Annotated in this window: 15 protein-coding genes and 1 pseudogene; 1 reads left to right on the top strand and 15 read right to left on the bottom strand. The window is 43.8% G+C overall.

Features of this window, described 5'->3' with window-relative positions:
* Positions 1 to 15 precede the first annotated feature (15 nt).
* From R8389_RS02765 to R8389_RS02725, 9 genes are all read right to left on the bottom strand, one after another.
* Positions 16 to 1,035 (bottom strand): NAD(P)H-dependent glycerol-3-phosphate dehydrogenase, encoded by a 1,020-nt coding sequence (locus R8389_RS02765; RefSeq protein ID WP_317638232.1) that lies wholly within the window; start codon positions 1,033 to 1,035, stop codon positions 16 to 18.
* 31 nt (positions 1,036 to 1,066) lie between these two features.
* Positions 1,067 to 1,903, bottom strand: coding sequence for a prolipoprotein diacylglyceryl transferase (gene lgt / locus R8389_RS02760; RefSeq protein WP_317637956.1), 837 nt, complete (start codon positions 1,901 to 1,903; stop codon positions 1,067 to 1,069).
* Positions 1,904 to 2,863 carry an HPr(Ser) kinase/phosphatase gene (gene hprK / locus R8389_RS02755; RefSeq protein WP_317637955.1) on the bottom strand — a complete coding sequence of 320 codons (960 nt, stop codon included), beginning with the start codon at positions 2,861 to 2,863 and terminating at the stop codon, positions 1,904 to 1,906.
* Positions 2,864 to 2,881: 18 nt separating this feature from the next.
* Positions 2,882 to 3,151, bottom strand: a complete 270-nt coding sequence (locus R8389_RS02750; RefSeq protein WP_317637954.1) for a hypothetical protein — start codon at positions 3,149 to 3,151, stop codon at positions 2,882 to 2,884.
* An 8-nt stretch (positions 3,152 to 3,159) separates the two neighbouring features.
* A protein-coding gene (prfB, locus tag R8389_RS02745; protein ID WP_317637953.1) for a peptide chain release factor 2 occupies positions 3,160 to 4,276 on the bottom strand; the annotation gives its coding sequence in 2 pieces (ribosomal slippage) (positions 3,160 to 4,203 and positions 4,205 to 4,276; 1,116 coding nt in all).
* 70 nt (positions 4,277 to 4,346) lie between these two features.
* Positions 4,347 to 6,746: a preprotein translocase subunit SecA gene (gene secA / locus R8389_RS02740; protein WP_317637952.1), complete on the bottom strand. Its 2,400-nt coding sequence runs from the start codon at positions 6,744 to 6,746 to the stop codon at positions 4,347 to 4,349.
* Positions 6,747 to 6,876: 130 nt separating this feature from the next.
* Positions 6,877 to 7,422 (bottom strand): ribosome hibernation-promoting factor, HPF/YfiA family, encoded by a 546-nt coding sequence (hpf, locus tag R8389_RS02735; protein ID WP_317637951.1) that lies wholly within the window; start codon positions 7,420 to 7,422, stop codon positions 6,877 to 6,879.
* 81 nt (positions 7,423 to 7,503) lie between these two features.
* Positions 7,504 to 8,193, bottom strand: coding sequence for a ComFC family protein (locus R8389_RS02730; protein WP_317637950.1), 690 nt, complete (start codon positions 8,191 to 8,193; stop codon positions 7,504 to 7,506).
* Positions 8,190 to 9,473 carry a helicase-related protein gene (locus R8389_RS02725; RefSeq protein WP_317637949.1) on the bottom strand — a complete coding sequence of 428 codons (1,284 nt, stop codon included), beginning with the start codon at positions 9,471 to 9,473 and terminating at the stop codon, positions 8,190 to 8,192. Before R8389_RS02725 ends, R8389_RS02730 begins: the two co-directional genes overlap by 4 nt.
* A 47-nt stretch (positions 9,474 to 9,520) precedes the next feature.
* On the opposite strand from R8389_RS02725, the gene R8389_RS02720 reads away from it, so the two are divergent.
* On the top strand, positions 9,521 to 10,183 hold the full coding sequence (locus R8389_RS02720) for a YigZ family protein (RefSeq protein ID WP_317637948.1): 663 nt from the start codon (positions 9,521 to 9,523) through the stop codon (positions 10,181 to 10,183).
* Between the two features lie 16 nt (positions 10,184 to 10,199).
* Here the strand turns inward: R8389_RS02720 and R8389_RS02715 are convergent, their stop codons facing one another.
* From R8389_RS02715 to R8389_RS02690, 6 genes and pseudogenes are all read right to left on the bottom strand, one after another.
* Positions 10,200 to 11,354: a glycosyltransferase family 4 protein gene (locus R8389_RS02715; protein ID WP_317637947.1), complete on the bottom strand. Its 1,155-nt coding sequence runs from the start codon at positions 11,352 to 11,354 to the stop codon at positions 10,200 to 10,202.
* A gap of 237 nt (positions 11,355 to 11,591) precedes the next feature.
* Positions 11,592 to 13,223, bottom strand: coding sequence for a ribonuclease Y (rny, locus tag R8389_RS02710; RefSeq protein WP_317637946.1), 1,632 nt, complete (start codon positions 13,221 to 13,223; stop codon positions 11,592 to 11,594).
* Between the two features lie 145 nt (positions 13,224 to 13,368).
* The gene (gene recA / locus R8389_RS02705) at positions 13,369 to 14,481 is read right to left on the bottom strand and encodes a recombinase RecA (protein ID WP_317637945.1); all 1,113 of its coding nucleotides are present in this window, start codon (positions 14,479 to 14,481) and stop codon (positions 13,369 to 13,371) included.
* Positions 14,482 to 14,627: 146 nt separating this feature from the next.
* On the bottom strand, positions 14,628 to 15,287 hold the full coding sequence (locus tag R8389_RS02700; RefSeq protein ID WP_317637944.1) for an ABC transporter permease: 660 nt from the start codon (positions 15,285 to 15,287) through the stop codon (positions 14,628 to 14,630).
* Positions 15,287 to 16,221: pseudogene (locus tag R8389_RS02695) on the bottom strand (glycine betaine ABC transporter substrate-binding protein). The gene R8389_RS02700 and the pseudogene R8389_RS02695 overlap by 1 nt, the downstream one beginning before the upstream one ends.
* A gap of 12 nt (positions 16,222 to 16,233) precedes the next feature.
* The gene (locus R8389_RS02690; protein ID WP_317637943.1) at positions 16,234 to 16,857 is read right to left on the bottom strand and encodes an ABC transporter permease; all 624 of its coding nucleotides are present in this window, start codon (positions 16,855 to 16,857) and stop codon (positions 16,234 to 16,236) included.
* Position 16,858 lies beyond the last annotated feature (1 nt).

Below are 16,858 nucleotides of genomic sequence, written 5' to 3'. Positions count from 1 at the left end.
TACAATGAAACGCGCCTAAAGTCTAATTTCTTGTTTAGGACTGCGCCCCATCATCTTGGTGATTTCATCGTCAACGTTACAATTTTCATACATCACCCGGTAGATCGCCTCACTAATCGGCATATCAATTTGCTTTTCCTGACATAGTTCATACACCGCCTTGACCGTGGTTGCACCCTCAACCACTTGACCCATGTTTTCCAGAACATAATCTAGGCTCTTGCCTTCACCTAATTGCTTACCGCACCGCCAATTACGTGAGTTGACAGAAGTACAAGTCACAATCAAATCACCGATACCGGCTAAGCCGCTGAATGTCATTGGTTGAGCACAAAAATAATTAACACCAAGTCTAGTAACTTCGGCCAATCCTCTAGTCATAAGTGCTGCCTTGGCATCATCGCCATAGTGCTTACCCACTAAAATCCCGGCTGCAATCGCAATCACGTTTTTGACGGCACCAGCAACTTCGACCCCAACCAAGTCATCATTAGTGTACAAGCGGAAATAATCATTTGAAAAAATTTGCTGAACCTGCTGAGCATTGCTGGAACTGGTGGAGGCACAAGAAATTGCCGTCAAATCCTTTTGTGCAACACTTTCAGCGTGACTTGGACCAGAAATAGCCACAATCTTGTCCTGGTCGTTGGGATAGATCTCTTCACTCAGAATATCAGAGATCAGCTTTTTTGTTCCGGGTTCAATTCCCTTGGTAGCTGTGACTAGGAGTGGCTTACTGCCAGTTTGAATTAAAATCTTACCGACGTTTTTGGCAACTGATCGAATTGCTTGCGTCGGTAAAACAAAGAGCACTAGCGCTGCACCGTCCAGGGCCTGGGATAAATCCCCAGTTGCCCGGGTTGTTTCATTGAGCTGCCAATCTTTCATATAGTGGTCATTGGTGTGGTAGTCATTGATCTCCTGGTTAACCTCTTCGTTGTTACCAAATAGCACAACCTCATTACCATTATCAGCAAGCATTGAGCCTAAGACTGACCCCCATGAACCTGCTCCTAAAACTGCTATTTTCATTATTTTATCCAAACTTTCTTTCTTAAAATATTAGCTAATCTCTTGTATAGGGATACTTGAGACCACTGCCATCCAGGTACCACTTCGGCTTAACCACCATCCGGCGGTATACAAACAAGGCGATTACCGCGACTAACAAGACCAGGCTCAACATCTGCGACACCCTAATTGTACCTGACAGGTACAGGCTGTCGGTCCGCAGTCCTTCAACAAAAAAGCGGACAACGGCATACCAAGCCAGGTAGAGCATGAAAACTTCACCTTGCTTGAATAAGTGTTTTTTATGCCTGAGGGCTAAGATGATGACTAACCCAAGCAAATTAAAGCACGATTCATACAAAAAAGTCGGTTGGTAGTAAACACCACCAATCTTCATTTGATCAATGATAAATGCCGGTAAATGCAACCCTTGCAAAAAAGCCTGCGTTGTCGGACCACCATGGGCCTCTTGATTGAAAAAGTTGCCCCACCGTCCAATAATTTGGGCGGCCATTACCCCGGGCGTGATTACATCAAGCATTAAAAAGGGCGGGAGCATCCTTTTATAACAAAATACCAGTAAAACGACTAAGCCGGCAAGTAAACCGCCATAGATGGCAATTCCGCCATTCCAAATGGCAATAATTTGGTCAGGATGTTGGGCGTAATAAGGCCATTCGAAAATCACGTAATAGAGTCGCGCACCAAGATAGCCTAGTGGCACTGCCCAGAGCAACAGGTCCAGAAAGTCATCACTGGCAATCTGCCTTTTTCTACCTTCAACAATGGCCATTGAGACTGCTAAAATAATTGCGCAGGCCATAATTACGCCGTACCATTTAACGCTTAACCCGCCTAAATTAAAGGCCACTGGGCTGATTGTTAACATCATTTAATTCTTATCCTTCGGTGAATCTTCTTTTGCATTTTCTGCAATTAGGTTAGTCAGGTTATGGTCAAAGGTCGCGGTCGCATTATGCCCCATCTTCTTTGCCCGATAATTCATCACTGCAATTTCAATAATATCTTCCATGTTGCGCCCAACTTTAACGGGAATCGTGACTTGTGGCACCTCAACATTGCAAATATCACGCTTGCTTTCCTCAAAGCCAAGCCGATCATAGTTAGCTTCCTTGTTCCAGTTAACTAGTTTAATAACTAATCTAATACTTTCACGGTTTTTTACCGCACCAACGCCAAACAAGTCCATTACATCAATAATTCCAATCCCGCGAATTTCCATCAGGTGTTTTAAAATTTGCGGTGACTCCCCCATAACCGTTTCAACGTCTTTTTGGTAGACGTCGACCCGGTCATCGGCAATTAAGCGGTGCCCGCGATGAATTAAGCCTAGGGCCGTTTCCGACTTTCCAACGCCAGAATCCCCCGTCAACAAAACACCCAAGCCCTTAACTTCAACCAATACGCCATGAATTGTATCACGTACCGCCAAGCGTTCACGCAGGTATTCCGTCAGAATGCTCGAAACATAAGTGGTCGACTCACTCGAAGACAAAATCGGGATTTGCGCTTGCTCAGCCGCTGCTACCAATTCTGCGGGCACCCGCAGCGAACGTGAAACAAAAAAGCACGGTGTGTGGGGGCTGCACAATCTAGTAAAGACCCGAACGAGGCTTTCATGATCAAGTCTTGCAGCATATGAAATCTCGGTGCGGCCGAGCAGTTGAATGCGCCTTTTCGGGTAAAAATCAAAGTATCCGGTTAACTCCAAACCCGGTCGGTAGATATCAGACACCGTAATTTCCTGGTTAGCAATATATTGCTGCCCATGTACGACCTGAATAATCTTATTATCACGAATAAGATTTTTTAATTTTACTGCACTTGCCATCTCAAACGTTCCCCCAGCTTACTTGTCAACATCCTTGGTTTCTGCATCACGTACTTTTTTACGTTTAGGTCTATCACTGTTTCTGTCTGGCCACTCATCATCTTGAAAACCCGGGCTACTTGAGCCGCTATGGCGATCATCCTTGGTAAAGTGGTTAATCAGCCAAATAATGACAGCTATCACCACCACTGCGGGTAAGAGCATCAAGAAAATATGAAAAACCGCAAAAATCATGCTTAAAATAATTACCGCTAAGAGCACAATACCAATAATTCCCCAAAAAGTCATTTTCTCACCTATTCTGGATTATCCTGACTAAGCAACCATTGCAAGTAACTGTATACAAATGGCTGCAGCTTACCATCCATTACACCATTTGTATCTGAAGTTTCATAGCTGGTACGTAAATCTTTAACTAAATTATAAGGATGAAAAACATAGGACCTGATCTGTGAGCCCCAGCCGTTTTCCATTTGATCACCCTTAAGCACCTCTTTGTGCTGCCGCTTTTTTTCTTCTGCTAAATGAAAAAGTTTTGCCCGCAGTTCATTCATTGCGGTTTCACGGTTCTGCAGCTGAGACCGTTGAGCCTGTGAAGTAGTCACCAAGCCGGTCGGCAGGTGGGTAATTCGCACTGCACTGGATGTTTTATTAATGTGCTGGCCACCGGCTCCACTTGAACGATAAACATCAATACGCAAATCTTTGGGATTAATGTCAATCTTGATGCTATCATCAATTTCCGGAATAACTTCAACCGCAGCAAAAGAAGTGTGCCTTCTCTTGGCTGAATCAAAGGGAGAAATTCGCACCAAGCGGTGAACCCCATTTTCTGACTTGAGTAGACCGTATGCATTCTTGCCCGAAATTTTTGCACTGACACTTTTTAGGCCAGCCTCCTCGCCAGGCTCATAGTTATTAAGCTCAAATTTAAAGCCCTGAATGTCCGCATAACGTTGATACATTCGCAAAAGCATTTGTCCCCAATCCATCGCTTCAGTACCACCGGCACCAGGGTGAATTTCCAGCAGTGCATTGTGGCTATCATACTTATCGGACAAGAGCAGATCCAGCTCATAGTGATGAAATTCTGTCTTTAGCCTGGCCAGATTTTCTTCGACTTCTTTTTGTAAGTCCTGATCAGCTTCCTCGCGCAACAATTCAACTGCGGTCAGCTCATCTTGATAATTCTGCTCCAGACTCTGGAAGGAATCTCTTTTTTCTTTTAATAAGTTGGTTGCACTAATTAACTCTTGGGCCTGCTCTTGATGATCCCAGAAAGTTGGTTCCTGCATCTTGTTTTCGTTAACAATGATGCTCTCATTGATTGCATCCAGGTCAAAGAGACCCCCTAAAGTGATCTAGACGACGCTTCAGCTTATCTAGTTCGCTTTGAATTTCGCTTAGTTCCATTGTCAAATTTTCTCCTTTGTCCTTCTTAGTAAAAAGGAGAAAGCTTCTGCTTTCTCCTTAAAATTACCGCTTACCGGGTAAGATTCTGTCTGATTTCAGCTTTCATAAACAAACGAGTTACATCAAACTCAATATTCGAAACCATTTCTTCAAACATATTGTAGCCCGAATCCTGGTATTCAACCAGTGGATTAAGCTGACCATATCCGCGTAGACTGATTGACTGCCGCAACTGATCCATTGCATCAATGTGATCGGTCCAACGGTCATCAACCACCCTTAAGATAACCACCTTTTCAAATTCCAACATTTCAGCTGGATCTGCCAAGGCATCCTGCTTGTCTTCATAGTTAGCTTCAACTATCTCATATAGTTCTTGCTTTAAATCAGGAATAGAAATCGTCTTGAAATCAAGCGAATCGGTCTCCTGTTCAGAAGTTAGACTCGACGTAATAAAGTCACGCAGAGAATCTAACCGCCATTTGCTGCGATCACCCTGAGTAAACATGTCAACTTGACTATTAATTGTCCGGCGAATCATTGGCACCAAGACATCTTTAAGTGAGTCTTCTTCATCAATGACTTGCATCCGCTCGCCATAAATAATTTCCCGTTGAATCCGCATCACATCATCGTACTGCAAGGTCTGCTTCCGGGTGTCGTAGTTGTTACCTTCAACCCGTTTTTGCGCTGACTCAACTTGGCGCGTAATCAAGCGGCTGTCAATTACCTTGTCATCATCATTATTAGACAGACGGTCGAGGAAGTCCTTAACCCGCTCCCCACCAAAGCGTTTCATTAGATCGTCTTCAAGTGAAAGGTAAAAGCGGGTTACACCTGGGTCTCCTTGTCGACCTGACCGTCCCCGCAACTGGTTATCAATCCGGCGTGACTCGTGCCGTTCAGTACCAATAACGGCCAAGCCACCTAATTCCTTGACGCCTGGCCCCAGCTTGATATCGGTACCACGACCAGCCATATTAGTCGCAATCGTAACTGCACCCCGTTGCCCAGCATTCATAATAATCTGGGCTTCCTTAGCGTGATTTTTGGCATTCAAAACAGCATGCGGAATACCTTCTTTTTTCAGTAGGTCACTCAACAGCTCAGAACTTTCAACCGCAACAGTTCCCACCAAAACTGGTTGACCCGCTGCATGTCGTTCCTTAATTTCTTCAACTACTGCTGCAAATTTTGAGTTCAGTGTTGGGTATAGGATATCTGAACGATCTTTTCGCAGCAACGGACGGTTGGTTGGAATTGAAATAACCTGCATGTTATAAATTTCACGGAACTCTTCTTCTTCCGTCTTGGCTGTACCAGTCATTCCGGCCAACTTTTTGTACATTCTGAAGAAGTTTTGATAAGTAATCGTCGCCTGAGTCTTGGATTCTTCCTGAATCTTAACGCCTTCTTTGGCTTCAATCGCCTGGTGTAGGCCGTCTGAATAACGTCGCCCACTCATTACCCGGCCAGTGAATGAGTCCACAATCAAGACTTCATCATCTTGCACAACATAGTCAATATCCTTGAGCATGATGTAATTTGCGCGCATGGCTTGATCAATGTGGTGAACCAGTTTCTGGTTTTCAACATCATACAAGTTTTTCAAACCAAAATGGTCGCAGGCCTTCTGAATGCCCATCCGGGTCAGAGAAATAGTCTTGGTCGGCCAGTCAATCTTGTAGTCACCATAATCTTCAATGTCATCGGCATCATCATCACTCTTATCTTCTTGCAAAGTCTTAACAAAGCGATCAGCACGTACATAGTCGCCATTCGCTTGTTCAGCTTCACCCGAAATAATCAACGGCGTCCGGGCCTCATCAATCAGAATTGAATCGACTTCATCGATAATTGCAAAATTAAGCTTGCGCTGAACCATCTGTTCCTTGTAGACCACCATATTGTCACGTAGGTAGTCAAAACCTAGCTCGGAGTTAGTCGAGTAGGTAACATCACAGTCATACGCTTCCCGTTTTTCATCCGGTGACTTCTCATTGAGGTTCAAACCAACACTTAGGCCCATCCACTTGTAGAGCTGGCCCATCTCTTCCTCATCACGGCTAGACAAGTATTCGTTGACCGTAACCACATGAACGCCTTTACCAGTCAAGGCATTCAAATAAACCGGCATCGTTGCCGTCAAAGTCTTACCTTCACCGGTCATCATTTCGGCGATATTACCAAAATGCAATGCAATCCCACCTAATATTTGAACGTGGAACGGGTACAGACCTAGGACCCTTTTAGCCCCTTCACGTGAAGCCGCAAAGGCCTCTGGCAAAAGATCGTCTAATTCTTCCCCGCTCTGCAAGCGTTCACGAAATTCAGGTGTTTTTTCCTGTAGTTGCTCATCCGTCAGTTCAGCATATTCATCAGCATAACTTTCGACCTGAGCCGCAATCTTTTCAAATTTTTTTAGTTCTCTTTTATCGTTGTTGTATAACTTCTTTAAAATGTTTGCCATTTAATCGATCCTTGTATGTAGATAAGTATAAAAACACATAATAATTTTACCATGATTGAGGCTAAATGAAAAACAAACGAAACAAAGACCCCACAATAACTGCGAGGTCTTTGTTAATTTAGTAGCTTGTTTACTTGGTTTCAATCAAACCGTAACGACCATCATTTCTACGGTAGACAATACTGATGCCGTTTGTTTCAGCATCACGAAAAACGAAGAAGTCATGTTCCAACATATTCATTTGCAAAATTGCCTCTTCTGGACTCATTGGCTTCAAACCGATATGTTTGTTGCGGACAATCGTGAAATCGCTGGCCTTCTTATCTGCTTCTTCCGCAGCACCGTCGACAAAGAAATCGCTAATCCCCTTTTCACGACTCTTCCGGTTAATTCTGGTCTTGTATTTTCTAATCTGGCGCTCTAACTTTTCGGAAACAGAGTCAATACTGCGATACATGTCATCAGTTGTCTCTTCTGCTCTCAAAACTAAGTATGGCAGTGGGATAGTAACTTCAACCTTGGCCTGCCGGTCACGATACACTTTTAAGTTGACATGGGCTAACATATCTTGATTCAATTCAAAATACTTTTCTAGCTTTTTAAGTCGCTTTTCAACATAACTTCTTAAAGCGTCGGTTACCTCGATATTTTCTCCACGAACATTATACTTTAACATTTGAGATTCTCCTTTCAACTGTATCTGCAGTTTTTTGTTACCCATATTATACCAAAACCAAAATGCACTGACCAAGTTAATCTACCGGCAAATTGTGAAACTAGTAATCTGAGCCTGAGGAAAAACGCTTAAAAGCGCATCCCGAGCATGATACAGTGTCCTACCAGTAGTATAGATATCATCCAACAGCAAGACTTTATGCTTGTTTAAATTGGAAGCTGTTTTTTTGGCAACGGTAAAACTTTGCTGGCTGCTTAAGCGGTCCGCACGCGTTTTTTCGCCTTGTGCACCGTAGCCCGGCCCCTTTAACAAAATATTACTGAGGGGAACTAAATCGCCATAGATTGCACTAATTGTGTCAAATTGTCTTTGGGCAAGATGTTCAGGTGAAGTTGGCACTGGTACATAAAAGTCAGCCTTGATTTTACTTAATTCGCGGTAGCATAATTCCTGTAAAACCTGATACAGCAGGTAGTCACCGTAGCGTTTAAAATTTACCATCAAGTCGTGGCAGGCCTCATTATAGCGGTAAACAGCATGGTTAAACAAAATCTTTTTGCCATAAATTTGTTGCCACCGTTGGCAATCATCACACCCTTGGCCTGCCACTAATTGGCCAGCGCAAATTCGGCACTTTGGCTCTGCCAACCGTTCAAACTTAGCCAAACAGGGACTACAAATAGCTGCTTGGCGGTGTAAATGCCATGATAGCAGGTGCAGCAGGGCAGTTCGCGGTACAAAAAGCTGGCCACAGAGTAAGCATTTTTTCACTGATTCATTCTCCTAATCTGCTGCATTGCCTGACGAATATTGCCTGTGTACTTGTGGTAGCAAAATAAAACCAGCCCTGCGGAATCATCTTTTGCACGACCGACCCGCCCAGCAATTTGAACCAGACTCGCAGCCGGATAAATTTGATCATCGGCCTGGACGACAATTACCCACACATGTTTAAAGGTGACGCCCCGTTCCAGTATCGTCGTAGTCACCAGTAACTGCAACTCACCCCGGCGAAATTGGTCAACCTTCTCTAGCCGGTGCGGATCACTGGCATGCACACCGGCAATGCCAAGCCCGCTGAGCGCGCTCACCTGCTTAAGCGCGGCTAAATAGCGCGGAATCTGCTCGATCCGCGGGACAAAGAGTAGCAACGGGTGGCCCTGTTTAACGGCAAGTCGAATTTCTTTTAGCAGTTGCGGGTGGATTTTACCTTTTGCTAAATAGGGACGCAAAAACAACCGTTCTCGCGGAACTGGTAAAAGTCCACCATGAAAACGGCGCTGAAGTCGCACCAGCTTAAGCTCACCCGTCTTAACTTGCTCAAGCAAGGCCCTTGTTGGAGTCGCCGTCAGATAAGTACACACGCCAGGTTTTTTGACCGCATGCCGGGCACCAAAGTGCAACTGCGGATCGGCCACATATGGGAAGGCATCAACTTCATCGATTATTAGTAGATCAAAGGCCCGAAAAAACTTCAACAACTGGTGCGTTGTACATATTGTCAGTTGTTCTAACCCAGGTTCATTAAAGTCGCGTCCGTGGTATTTTCCAATTGTTAAGTCGGTAAAGGCAGCTTTAAAGCGGGGAAACAGTTCGTTAACCACATCAATTCGCGGGCTGGCAATGCAGCAGCGGCCACCCTTAGCTAGACATTTAGCCACCTGGTAAAACATCATTTCAGTCTTACCGGCACCAGTTACCGCGTGAACCAATGTATTTTGGCCCTTTTGGAAGTTCGTCACCAATTTATGAGAAATTTCCGCTTGCTGATTTGTTAATTGTCCTCGCCAGGTCAAGCCACCGTTTTGCCAGTGCGGAAAAGTTCTACTTACCCCATTACGCACCAGCAAATCTCCTTCGACTACACGCCCTATCCCAATGCAGGCGCGACAATAAAACTTACCGTTAGGCAAGGTCGCACTTACACGGGCACCGCACCGCTGACAATGCTTGTTGACAATTGCACTAACTTTGGTCAAGCCCGCACTTGTGATAAAATCCTCTTGACTGCTAATCCATTGACGGCCTGCGAGGTTGGTTAGATTTTCCATTGACTTATCCTCCAGTTACCAAATACGCAAAAAAGGAGGTTGATTTTTTGACCCAAGAGAATAATTACCTAACCATTAAGGTAAACGGTAGTCACGAACTTACCATTAAAAAGAGTCGTTTCATTGCCACGCTAATTCGAACCACAAGCATTGCTGAAGCGGAAACTGCAATTGGCTTAATAAAGCAAAAATACCGCGATGCCAGCCACAATACTTTTGCTTACACGATAGGCTTAAACGACGAACACGTGAAAGCAAGCGACAACGGTGAACCAGCTGGAACTGCCGGTGTACCCGAATTAAAGGCACTGCAACTGATGAATTTAAAAAATGTTACAGTGGTCGTTACCCGCTACTTCGGTGGGGTTAAGCTGGGTGCTGGCGGACTAATTCGCGCTTATGCTAACAGTGTTACCAAAGGCGTAGAAGCCATCGGCGTAGTCAAGCGGGTGCTCCAGCAAGAGCTCATCTTCCACGTACCGTATAACCACTTCGACGAAGTACAGCATTTTTTGGCGACGGAACAGTTTTTGGTCGACCACATTGACTATGGCACAGATGTCGTCCTGCATGTTTATACTGATAGTCAAAAACAAAAACAACTAGCAGACCAGCTTACTAACTTACTAGCGGGTAAAGTGCAGTTTAAAGTCGGCATTAAGCGCTACAATGAACTTCCCATCATCGACCATAATTACCACAGCCACTAAAAAAGACTAGCTGATCCTAGTCTTTTTGATGCTTTTTCAATTGTTCCGGTTTCTCCTGACCTAAATGCCAAACCTCAACCGTCGGGTCTTTTTTACTGCGTGAATTAATAAATTTTTGGGTCAATGCCAAGAGCGGCTTGTACTTTTCTCCAAGTAAGCCGATTGACTCCACAAAAATTTCTAAGGCCAAAATTAACCCAGCGATTAATAGCCACATCCCCCAAGCTGGTGACAACAAGAACAATAGCGAGATAAAGGAAAAAATCAATGACAGCGCATAAATCGTTAAGACGGTCTGGCGGTGCGTGAGGCCCATCTTCATCAGTTGATGGTGCAAGTGGTGCTTGTCAGCTTGCGAAACTGGTCGGTTGTTAAGCTTGCGCCGAATCATCGCATAAATTGTATCAGTGATTGGCACACCCAGAATTGTAATCGGTACCAGCAAAGAGATGAAAGTGACGTTTTTCAAACCCTTGAGTGAAAAAATGGCAATCATAAAACCGATATAAAGCGCCCCCGTATCGCCCAAGAACATTTTAGCTGGATAAAAATTATAGGGCAAAAAGCCGAGCAGGCAGGCCGCTAACATAAAACAGCCAATCGGAATATATAACTGGCCGGTGTGCAAGAAAAAGTAACCCACGACCCCCATCGTGATCAGCGAAATCATTGAGACTCCGTCAGCCAACCCATCCAAACCATCAATCAAGTCCACTGCATTCGTCAAGGCCAGGATCCAAAAAATTGTAATCGGCAAACTCCACCAACCTAAATTAATCTGCTTATTTACAAAGGGCAGGTTGAGCACATTCATCTTGATCCCTGCTAAAAAGTAAATAACCAGTGCGCCAATAAAAATGCCAAACATCTTCTGTCTGGGTTTAAGTTCCATAATATCATCAATGATCCCCGTCAAAACGATGACACTAGAACCCAAAAGGATGCTAAAGGCCTCATGCGTAGGAAATTGCTCTCGTAGCAGGATAAAGACCCCAATATTAAAGGTCACAAAAATCCCTAGACCACCCAATGTGGGCATTGGTTGCTTGTTAACCCGTCGTTTATTAGGAATATCAACTGCCCCTAACACAAAGGCCAGCCGTCTGATAAAGGGCGTGATTGCAGCTTGAATAATCACTAAAAAGAATAATTCAACAATAATTTTAAACATAGTCGGCTACTTTCATAATTAAGTTGCTTTAATTATACAAGCTTGACTTAGAATGCACAAATTACTGGACAAATACCTGCTAAAAGTTAAATTTGATCCCTGCCTTTTTTGAGTTTGCATCCCACTGTCACAGCCCTATTTTCCCCTTAATTTTAGGTCTAAACGCGCCACATTTTTAAGCTCTTTACCAAAATTGGTAAATAAAAAAAGATTGAATTTTTCAATTCAATCTTTTTCTTATTTTGCAACTGTTACAACCCGTTTCTCACGAATCACGGTAATCTTAATATTACCGGGGTAATCAAGTTCTTTTTCAACCTGGTTACGAATATCTCGTGCCAAAACGGTTATCCGATCATCTGAAATCTTTTCAGGTTCTACCATTACCCGGATCTCTCGTCCCGCCTGAATGGCATATGCTTGATTGACTCCGTCATATTTTTTCGCAATTTGTTCAAGTTCGGTCAACCGTCTAATATAGTTTTCCAAACTCTCACTTCTAGCACCGGGTCGAGCAGAAGAAATCGTGTCTGCCGCAACTACTAGTTCGGCAATAAACGATAACTTCGGCACATCACCGTGGTGGGCCGCAATTGCATTAACTACTACATCGGGTTCATGATATTTTCTAGTTAATTCCACACCAATTTCAACGTGTGAACCTTCAATATCATGATCGATGGCTTTTCCAATATCGTGTAATAATCCCGCGCGAACCGCTAATTTTTCATTTAAACCGAGTTCTGCCGCCATTGTTCCGGCTAACTTAGCAACCTCAATCGAATGTCCCAAGACATTCTGTCCATAAGACGTGCGGTACTTAAGTCTACCCAGCACTTTCACAAGTTCTGGATTCATTTTATGAATCCCTAACTCCATCAATGCGCTTTCACCGGCCTCATAAATGTCATCATTTACTTCTTTACGAGCCTTGTCCACCGTCTCTTCAATTCGAGCTGGGTGAATTCGACCATCTTTAATCAGACGCTCCATTGCCCTTTTAGCGATTTCACGCCTAATTGCATCAAAGCCACTAAGAGTGACAACTTTTGGTGTATCATCAATGATTAAATCAATTCCAGTGAGGGCTTCAAAAGAACGGATATTGCGACCTTCTCGGCCAATAATCCGACCCTTCATTTCCTCGTTAGGCAAATCAACCACCGAAACTGTAGTTTCGGCTACTGTATCTGCAGAACTGCTTTGAATCGCATCAATAATCACCTTACGAGCATAATGATCAGCCTTAGCTTGAACTTCTTCGTTGCTATCACGAATCATTTCTGCGCGCTCTTTGCTTAATTCCTCAGCTAGTTGACTCAGAACCAGCTTTTTCGCTTGCTCCTCATCTAACTGGGCAACCTCATAGAGTCTCTCTTTCCTTTGCTCAACTAAAGCATTGGCAGTTTGAATTTTTTTACTTAGTTCGGACTGTTCCTGCTTTAGTTGCTCCTCTTTGGCAGAAAGGTTATTTTCCCTCTCTACTAGTAAAGAACTCTTATGATCAAGTGTATCTTCTCTTTGCTTCAGGCGGTTATTGTCACGCGCAATCTCATCGCGTTTGACATGCAACTCATCTTCAACTTTTTGTCGATAGTCTTGAATCTTTTCCTGAGCTTCAAGAATTTTTTCTTTCTTAGTGTTTTGTGCACTCTGCTTTAAAGCATCAGCTTCCTGCTTCTGGGCATTGACTTCTGCTTTAGCGGCAGCTACTTGTGCTTTTGCTTCGATTAAAATATGGTCAGCATCGTTTTGCGCATGCTGCGCTTTCTTTTCCCAAATCTGCTTTCGGAAATAGAACCCAATACCGGCACCCAATAAAATTGAAATAAAAGCAATCGCGACGGGAATCAAAAATATTTTTGTCATGATTACTATCGCCTTTTTTTATTTCTTTTAGATTATTCACACAGTCTTAATGATAAAGAACCGGGCCGCTGATGTCAAACAACTGCATGTGAATTGACCAAAAAACCCTGACCCCGTTTACAGGTCAAGGTTTATTTCTTCAAAATTACTTACTTTTGTTACTGGCTTCTTCACTTGCAGAAGCCTCCTTGTCGGTAGCGCTAGCAGTTTGAGCCTTTTTGGCCTTGACCTTTTCTGGGTCTTCCCGTTCTGCAATAGCATCTTCATCGATGCCGTAGGCATGACGAACCTGCTGTTGTACATCATCATAGATATCAGAATGGTCCTCCAGATATTTTTTCGCATTCTCACGGCCCTGCCCGATGCGCTCATCATGGTAAGAATACCATGAACCAGCCTTATCAATGATATCCTTATCTGCAGCCATATCGAGTAGCTCACCGCTTTGGGAAATCCCTTGCCCGTACATCATGTCAACTTCAGCAACTTTAAAGGGTGGCGCAACCTTGTTCTTCACAACTTTAATCTTAACCCGGTTACCAGTAATTTCACCACCGGTCTGTTTAATCTTTTCGGCTCTTCTAATTTCTAACCGAACAGTTGCATAGAACTTAAGTGCCCGACCACCGGGAGTGGTTTCTGGGTTGCCAAACATAATGCCAACTTTTTCCCGAATCTGGTTAATAAAAATTGCAATGGTTTTGGTCTTGTTAATATTGCCAGAAAGTTTACGCAGGGCCTGACTCATCAGTCGGGCCTGCAATCCAACATGGCTATCGCCCATCTCACCGTCAATTTCGGCTTGCGGTACCAAGGCAGCAACGGAATCGACGATTAAAATATCAATTGCGCCACTAGTAATCAGGGTGTCAGCAATTTGTAAACCCTCTTCCCCGGTATTCGGTTGCGACAAGATAAGTGAGTCGACATCTACTCCTAATGCTTCGGCATAAGCAGGATCCATCGCGTTTTCTGCATCAATATAAGCTGCAGTTCCACCACGTTTCTGCACCTCAGCCACTGCATGCAAAGCAACCGTAGTTTTACCAGAAGATTCTGGCCCATAGATTTCAACAATTCTTCCCCGGGGGTAACCGCCTACGCCAAGTGCAGCATCAAGTGCAAGTGAACCAGAAGGAATGGTTGAAATTTTGGTGTTTGCCTTATCGCCCATCCGCATAACGGCACCCTTGCCAAAATTCTTCTCAATTTTCTTTAGTGCCGCGTCTAGCGCAGCCTTCTTTTCATCTTTGGCCAAGAATTTTTCCTCCTAAATAATGATCATTTCAATACTTACTAATTATACTTTGATTAACGAGCAATTTGCAAGGAAAACCGAACAAATGTTTAAACTTTTAACCTGCACTAGTAATTACGCCAAAAAAACATAATTTCTTTAAAAATTCACTTGCTAAGACCTTTGGGTTGTAGCAACTTTTGAGCAAAATTCAAGACCGTATCGGCCAGGATTGCCATTAAGGCAGTTGGCAGAGCCCCAGCTAAAATAATGGCACTGCCATTGGTTGCATTAGTTCCGCGAATAATAATGTCACCGAGGCCCCCAGCGCCCACAAATGAACCGATTGACGTAATTCCGATTGCGATGACCAACGCATTTTTCAAGCCGGCAATGATTACCGATAACGACAGTGGCAAACGCACCAGATACAATAACTGTAGTCTGGTCATACCCATGCCCTTACCCGAATCGATGACGTTGTGGTCGACATTTTTCATACCTGTATAGGTGTTCTTAATAATTGGCAGTAAGGAGTAGAGGGTCACGGTAAAGATAACCGTCATCACGCCCAAGCCCATTCCAACCATTACAATTGACAATAGGGCCAGCGACGGAATGGTCTGAATAAAATTAGCAATTTCTACTACCAAGTCCCCCAAACGGGCATTACGTGAAATGAAAATCCCAACTGGAATACCAATTACTGCTGCAAATAGCACACCATAAACTGAAATCAAAAAGGTCCGGTTAATTTGCGCCAACACATAAGCACCATTGTGCTGGTAATAATAAACAAACTGCTGCCATAGTGATAAAGTTGCCATTAGTTTTTCCCCCTAAAGTAGTTATGCTTGACCAAAAATTGCTGAGCAACATTAGCGGGCTCAAGCAGCTTGTCGTCAACCTGGAAATTCATCCGCCGGATATCGTGAACGCTAATATTACCCACTAATCGTTCAAGAATCGGCTTAAGCTCAGGGTGTTCACGTAATACGTAGTTGTTGATTAGCATCCCGCAGTTGTAGGCCGGAAAAAAGTGTTGGTCGTCTTTAAGCAAGTGAAGTTTGTAGCTATCAATGCGGCATCAGTTGAATAACCCAAGATCACATCCATTTTCCCACTTTTTAAAGCCGCATAGACCAGGCCAATATTCATCGGATGGGCCTTGGCAAAGGTCATCCCATAAGCTGTCTGAAAGGCTGGATAACCTACTCCGGGAGCATTAACCCATTCAGAAGCCACGCCAAAAGAAAACTTATTCGCTACCCTTTTAAGGTCGGAAATTTGCTGCAAATGGTACTTATCTTGGTCACTTTTCCTAACCATAAAAGCATAATTGTTTGCAAAACCGTAACTAGGCAGATAAGTTTGATCCCACCTTTTTTTTACTTGTCGGCGAACTGTCAGATTGGCCTGCTTCGCATTCTTAATTGGCGGCAAGAGCAAGTTGGCCGTTAATTCTCCGCCATCATAGGCAGCAGCCTGAATATCTGCATCATGCCGAATTAAGGCCTGATGTTGCATCGGGGCGGAACCCAAATTGTTAATGATCGTCGTTTGATAGGGCGTTTCGTGCTCAATGAGTTGGGCCACGATATTAGCCACAATTTGCGATTCAGTAGTGGTTAAAGCCGTAATGCGAATATTTGCTTTACTTCCTTGGGTATCAGCCAGACCTGGTAATCCGCAAGCACTCGTCCCAATTACTAGCAAAAAAGTCAGCACCAGCAGCAGGATTTTTTTAAAGCTGTTTTTCATGATGATCCTCCTTTATATTCCCTGGGGCGTGATTTTGTGTTCCAGCTTCCCTAGCAAATAGTCTGTCAGCAAAGCTAAGATAATTACCGGAATTGTGCCAGCAAAAATTAAATCAGGTTGATACAGACTAAGCCCATTGAAGATGAAATCGCCCAATCCACCCGCACCGATATAAGAAGCGAGGGTGGCCCAAGCAATGATATAGATTGCTGATAATCGAATACCTGCCATGATTACCGGCATTGCCAGGGGAATATCAACTTTAAGCATCAGCTGCACCTCTGTCACTCCAAGTCCGCGCGCTGAATCAATTGTATCCGGATTTACACTAGTCAAGCCAACATAGGTATTACGCAAAATCGGCATCAGACTGTATAAGAAAAGCGCAATAATTGCCGGCACCCGACCCACACCAAAAAAAGGAATCATCATTGCTAGAAGAGCCAAGGCAGGTATCGTCTGCAACATACTAGCAAGCGCAATTACTACTTTGGCGGTGCGGTGAAACTTCATTAGAATAAGGCTAAGTGGCACTGCCACAATGATACCCAAGGCCAATGCAATAAATGAAATGGATATTTGCTGCCACGTTTTAACAATTAGCTCTGAACCATGTTGAGCCAAAAACGTTGTCATT

Origin of the sequence: Lactobacillus xylocopicola (genome assembly GCF_033096005.1) — a bacterium.
Lineage (GTDB): Bacteria > Bacillota > Bacilli > Lactobacillales > Lactobacillaceae > Lactobacillus > Lactobacillus xylocopicola.
Note: the sequence above shows the minus strand (reverse complement) of the source record. Positions and strands in the feature narration are given on the sequence as shown.

Bases quoted from the DNA above. Each gene is read 5' to 3' on its own strand.
- lgt (WP_317637956.1), bottom strand. From the start codon at position 1,903: ATGATGTTAACAATCAGCCCAGTGGCCTTTAATTTAGGCGGGTTAAGC.
- hprK (WP_317637955.1), bottom strand. From the start codon at position 2,863: ATGGCAAGTGCAGTAAAATTAAAAAATCTTATTCGTGATAATAAGATT.
- R8389_RS02750 (WP_317637954.1), bottom strand. From the start codon at position 3,151: ATGACTTTTTGGGGAATTATTGGTATTGTGCTCTTAGCGGTAATTATT.
- rny (WP_317637946.1), bottom strand. From the start codon at position 13,223: ATGACAAAAATATTTTTGATTCCCGTCGCGATTGCTTTTATTTCAATT.
- hpf (WP_317637951.1), bottom strand. From the start codon at position 7,422: ATGTTAAAGTATAATGTTCGTGGAGAAAATATCGAGGTAACCGACGCT.
- R8389_RS02725 (WP_317637949.1), bottom strand. From the start codon at position 9,473: ATGGAAAATCTAACCAACCTCGCAGGCCGTCAATGGATTAGCAGTCAA.
- secA (WP_317637952.1), bottom strand. From the start codon at position 6,746: ATGGCAAACATTTTAAAGAAGTTATACAACAACGATAAAAGAGAACTA.
- R8389_RS02700 (WP_317637944.1), bottom strand. From the start codon at position 15,287: ATGGCAACTTTATCACTATGGCAGCAGTTTGTTTATTATTACCAGCAC.
- R8389_RS02690 (WP_317637943.1), bottom strand. From the start codon at position 16,857: ATGACAACGTTTTTGGCTCAACATGGTTCAGAGCTAATTGTTAAAACG.
- R8389_RS02715 (WP_317637947.1), bottom strand. From the start codon at position 11,354: ATGTTTAAAATTATTGTTGAATTATTCTTTTTAGTGATTATTCAAGCT.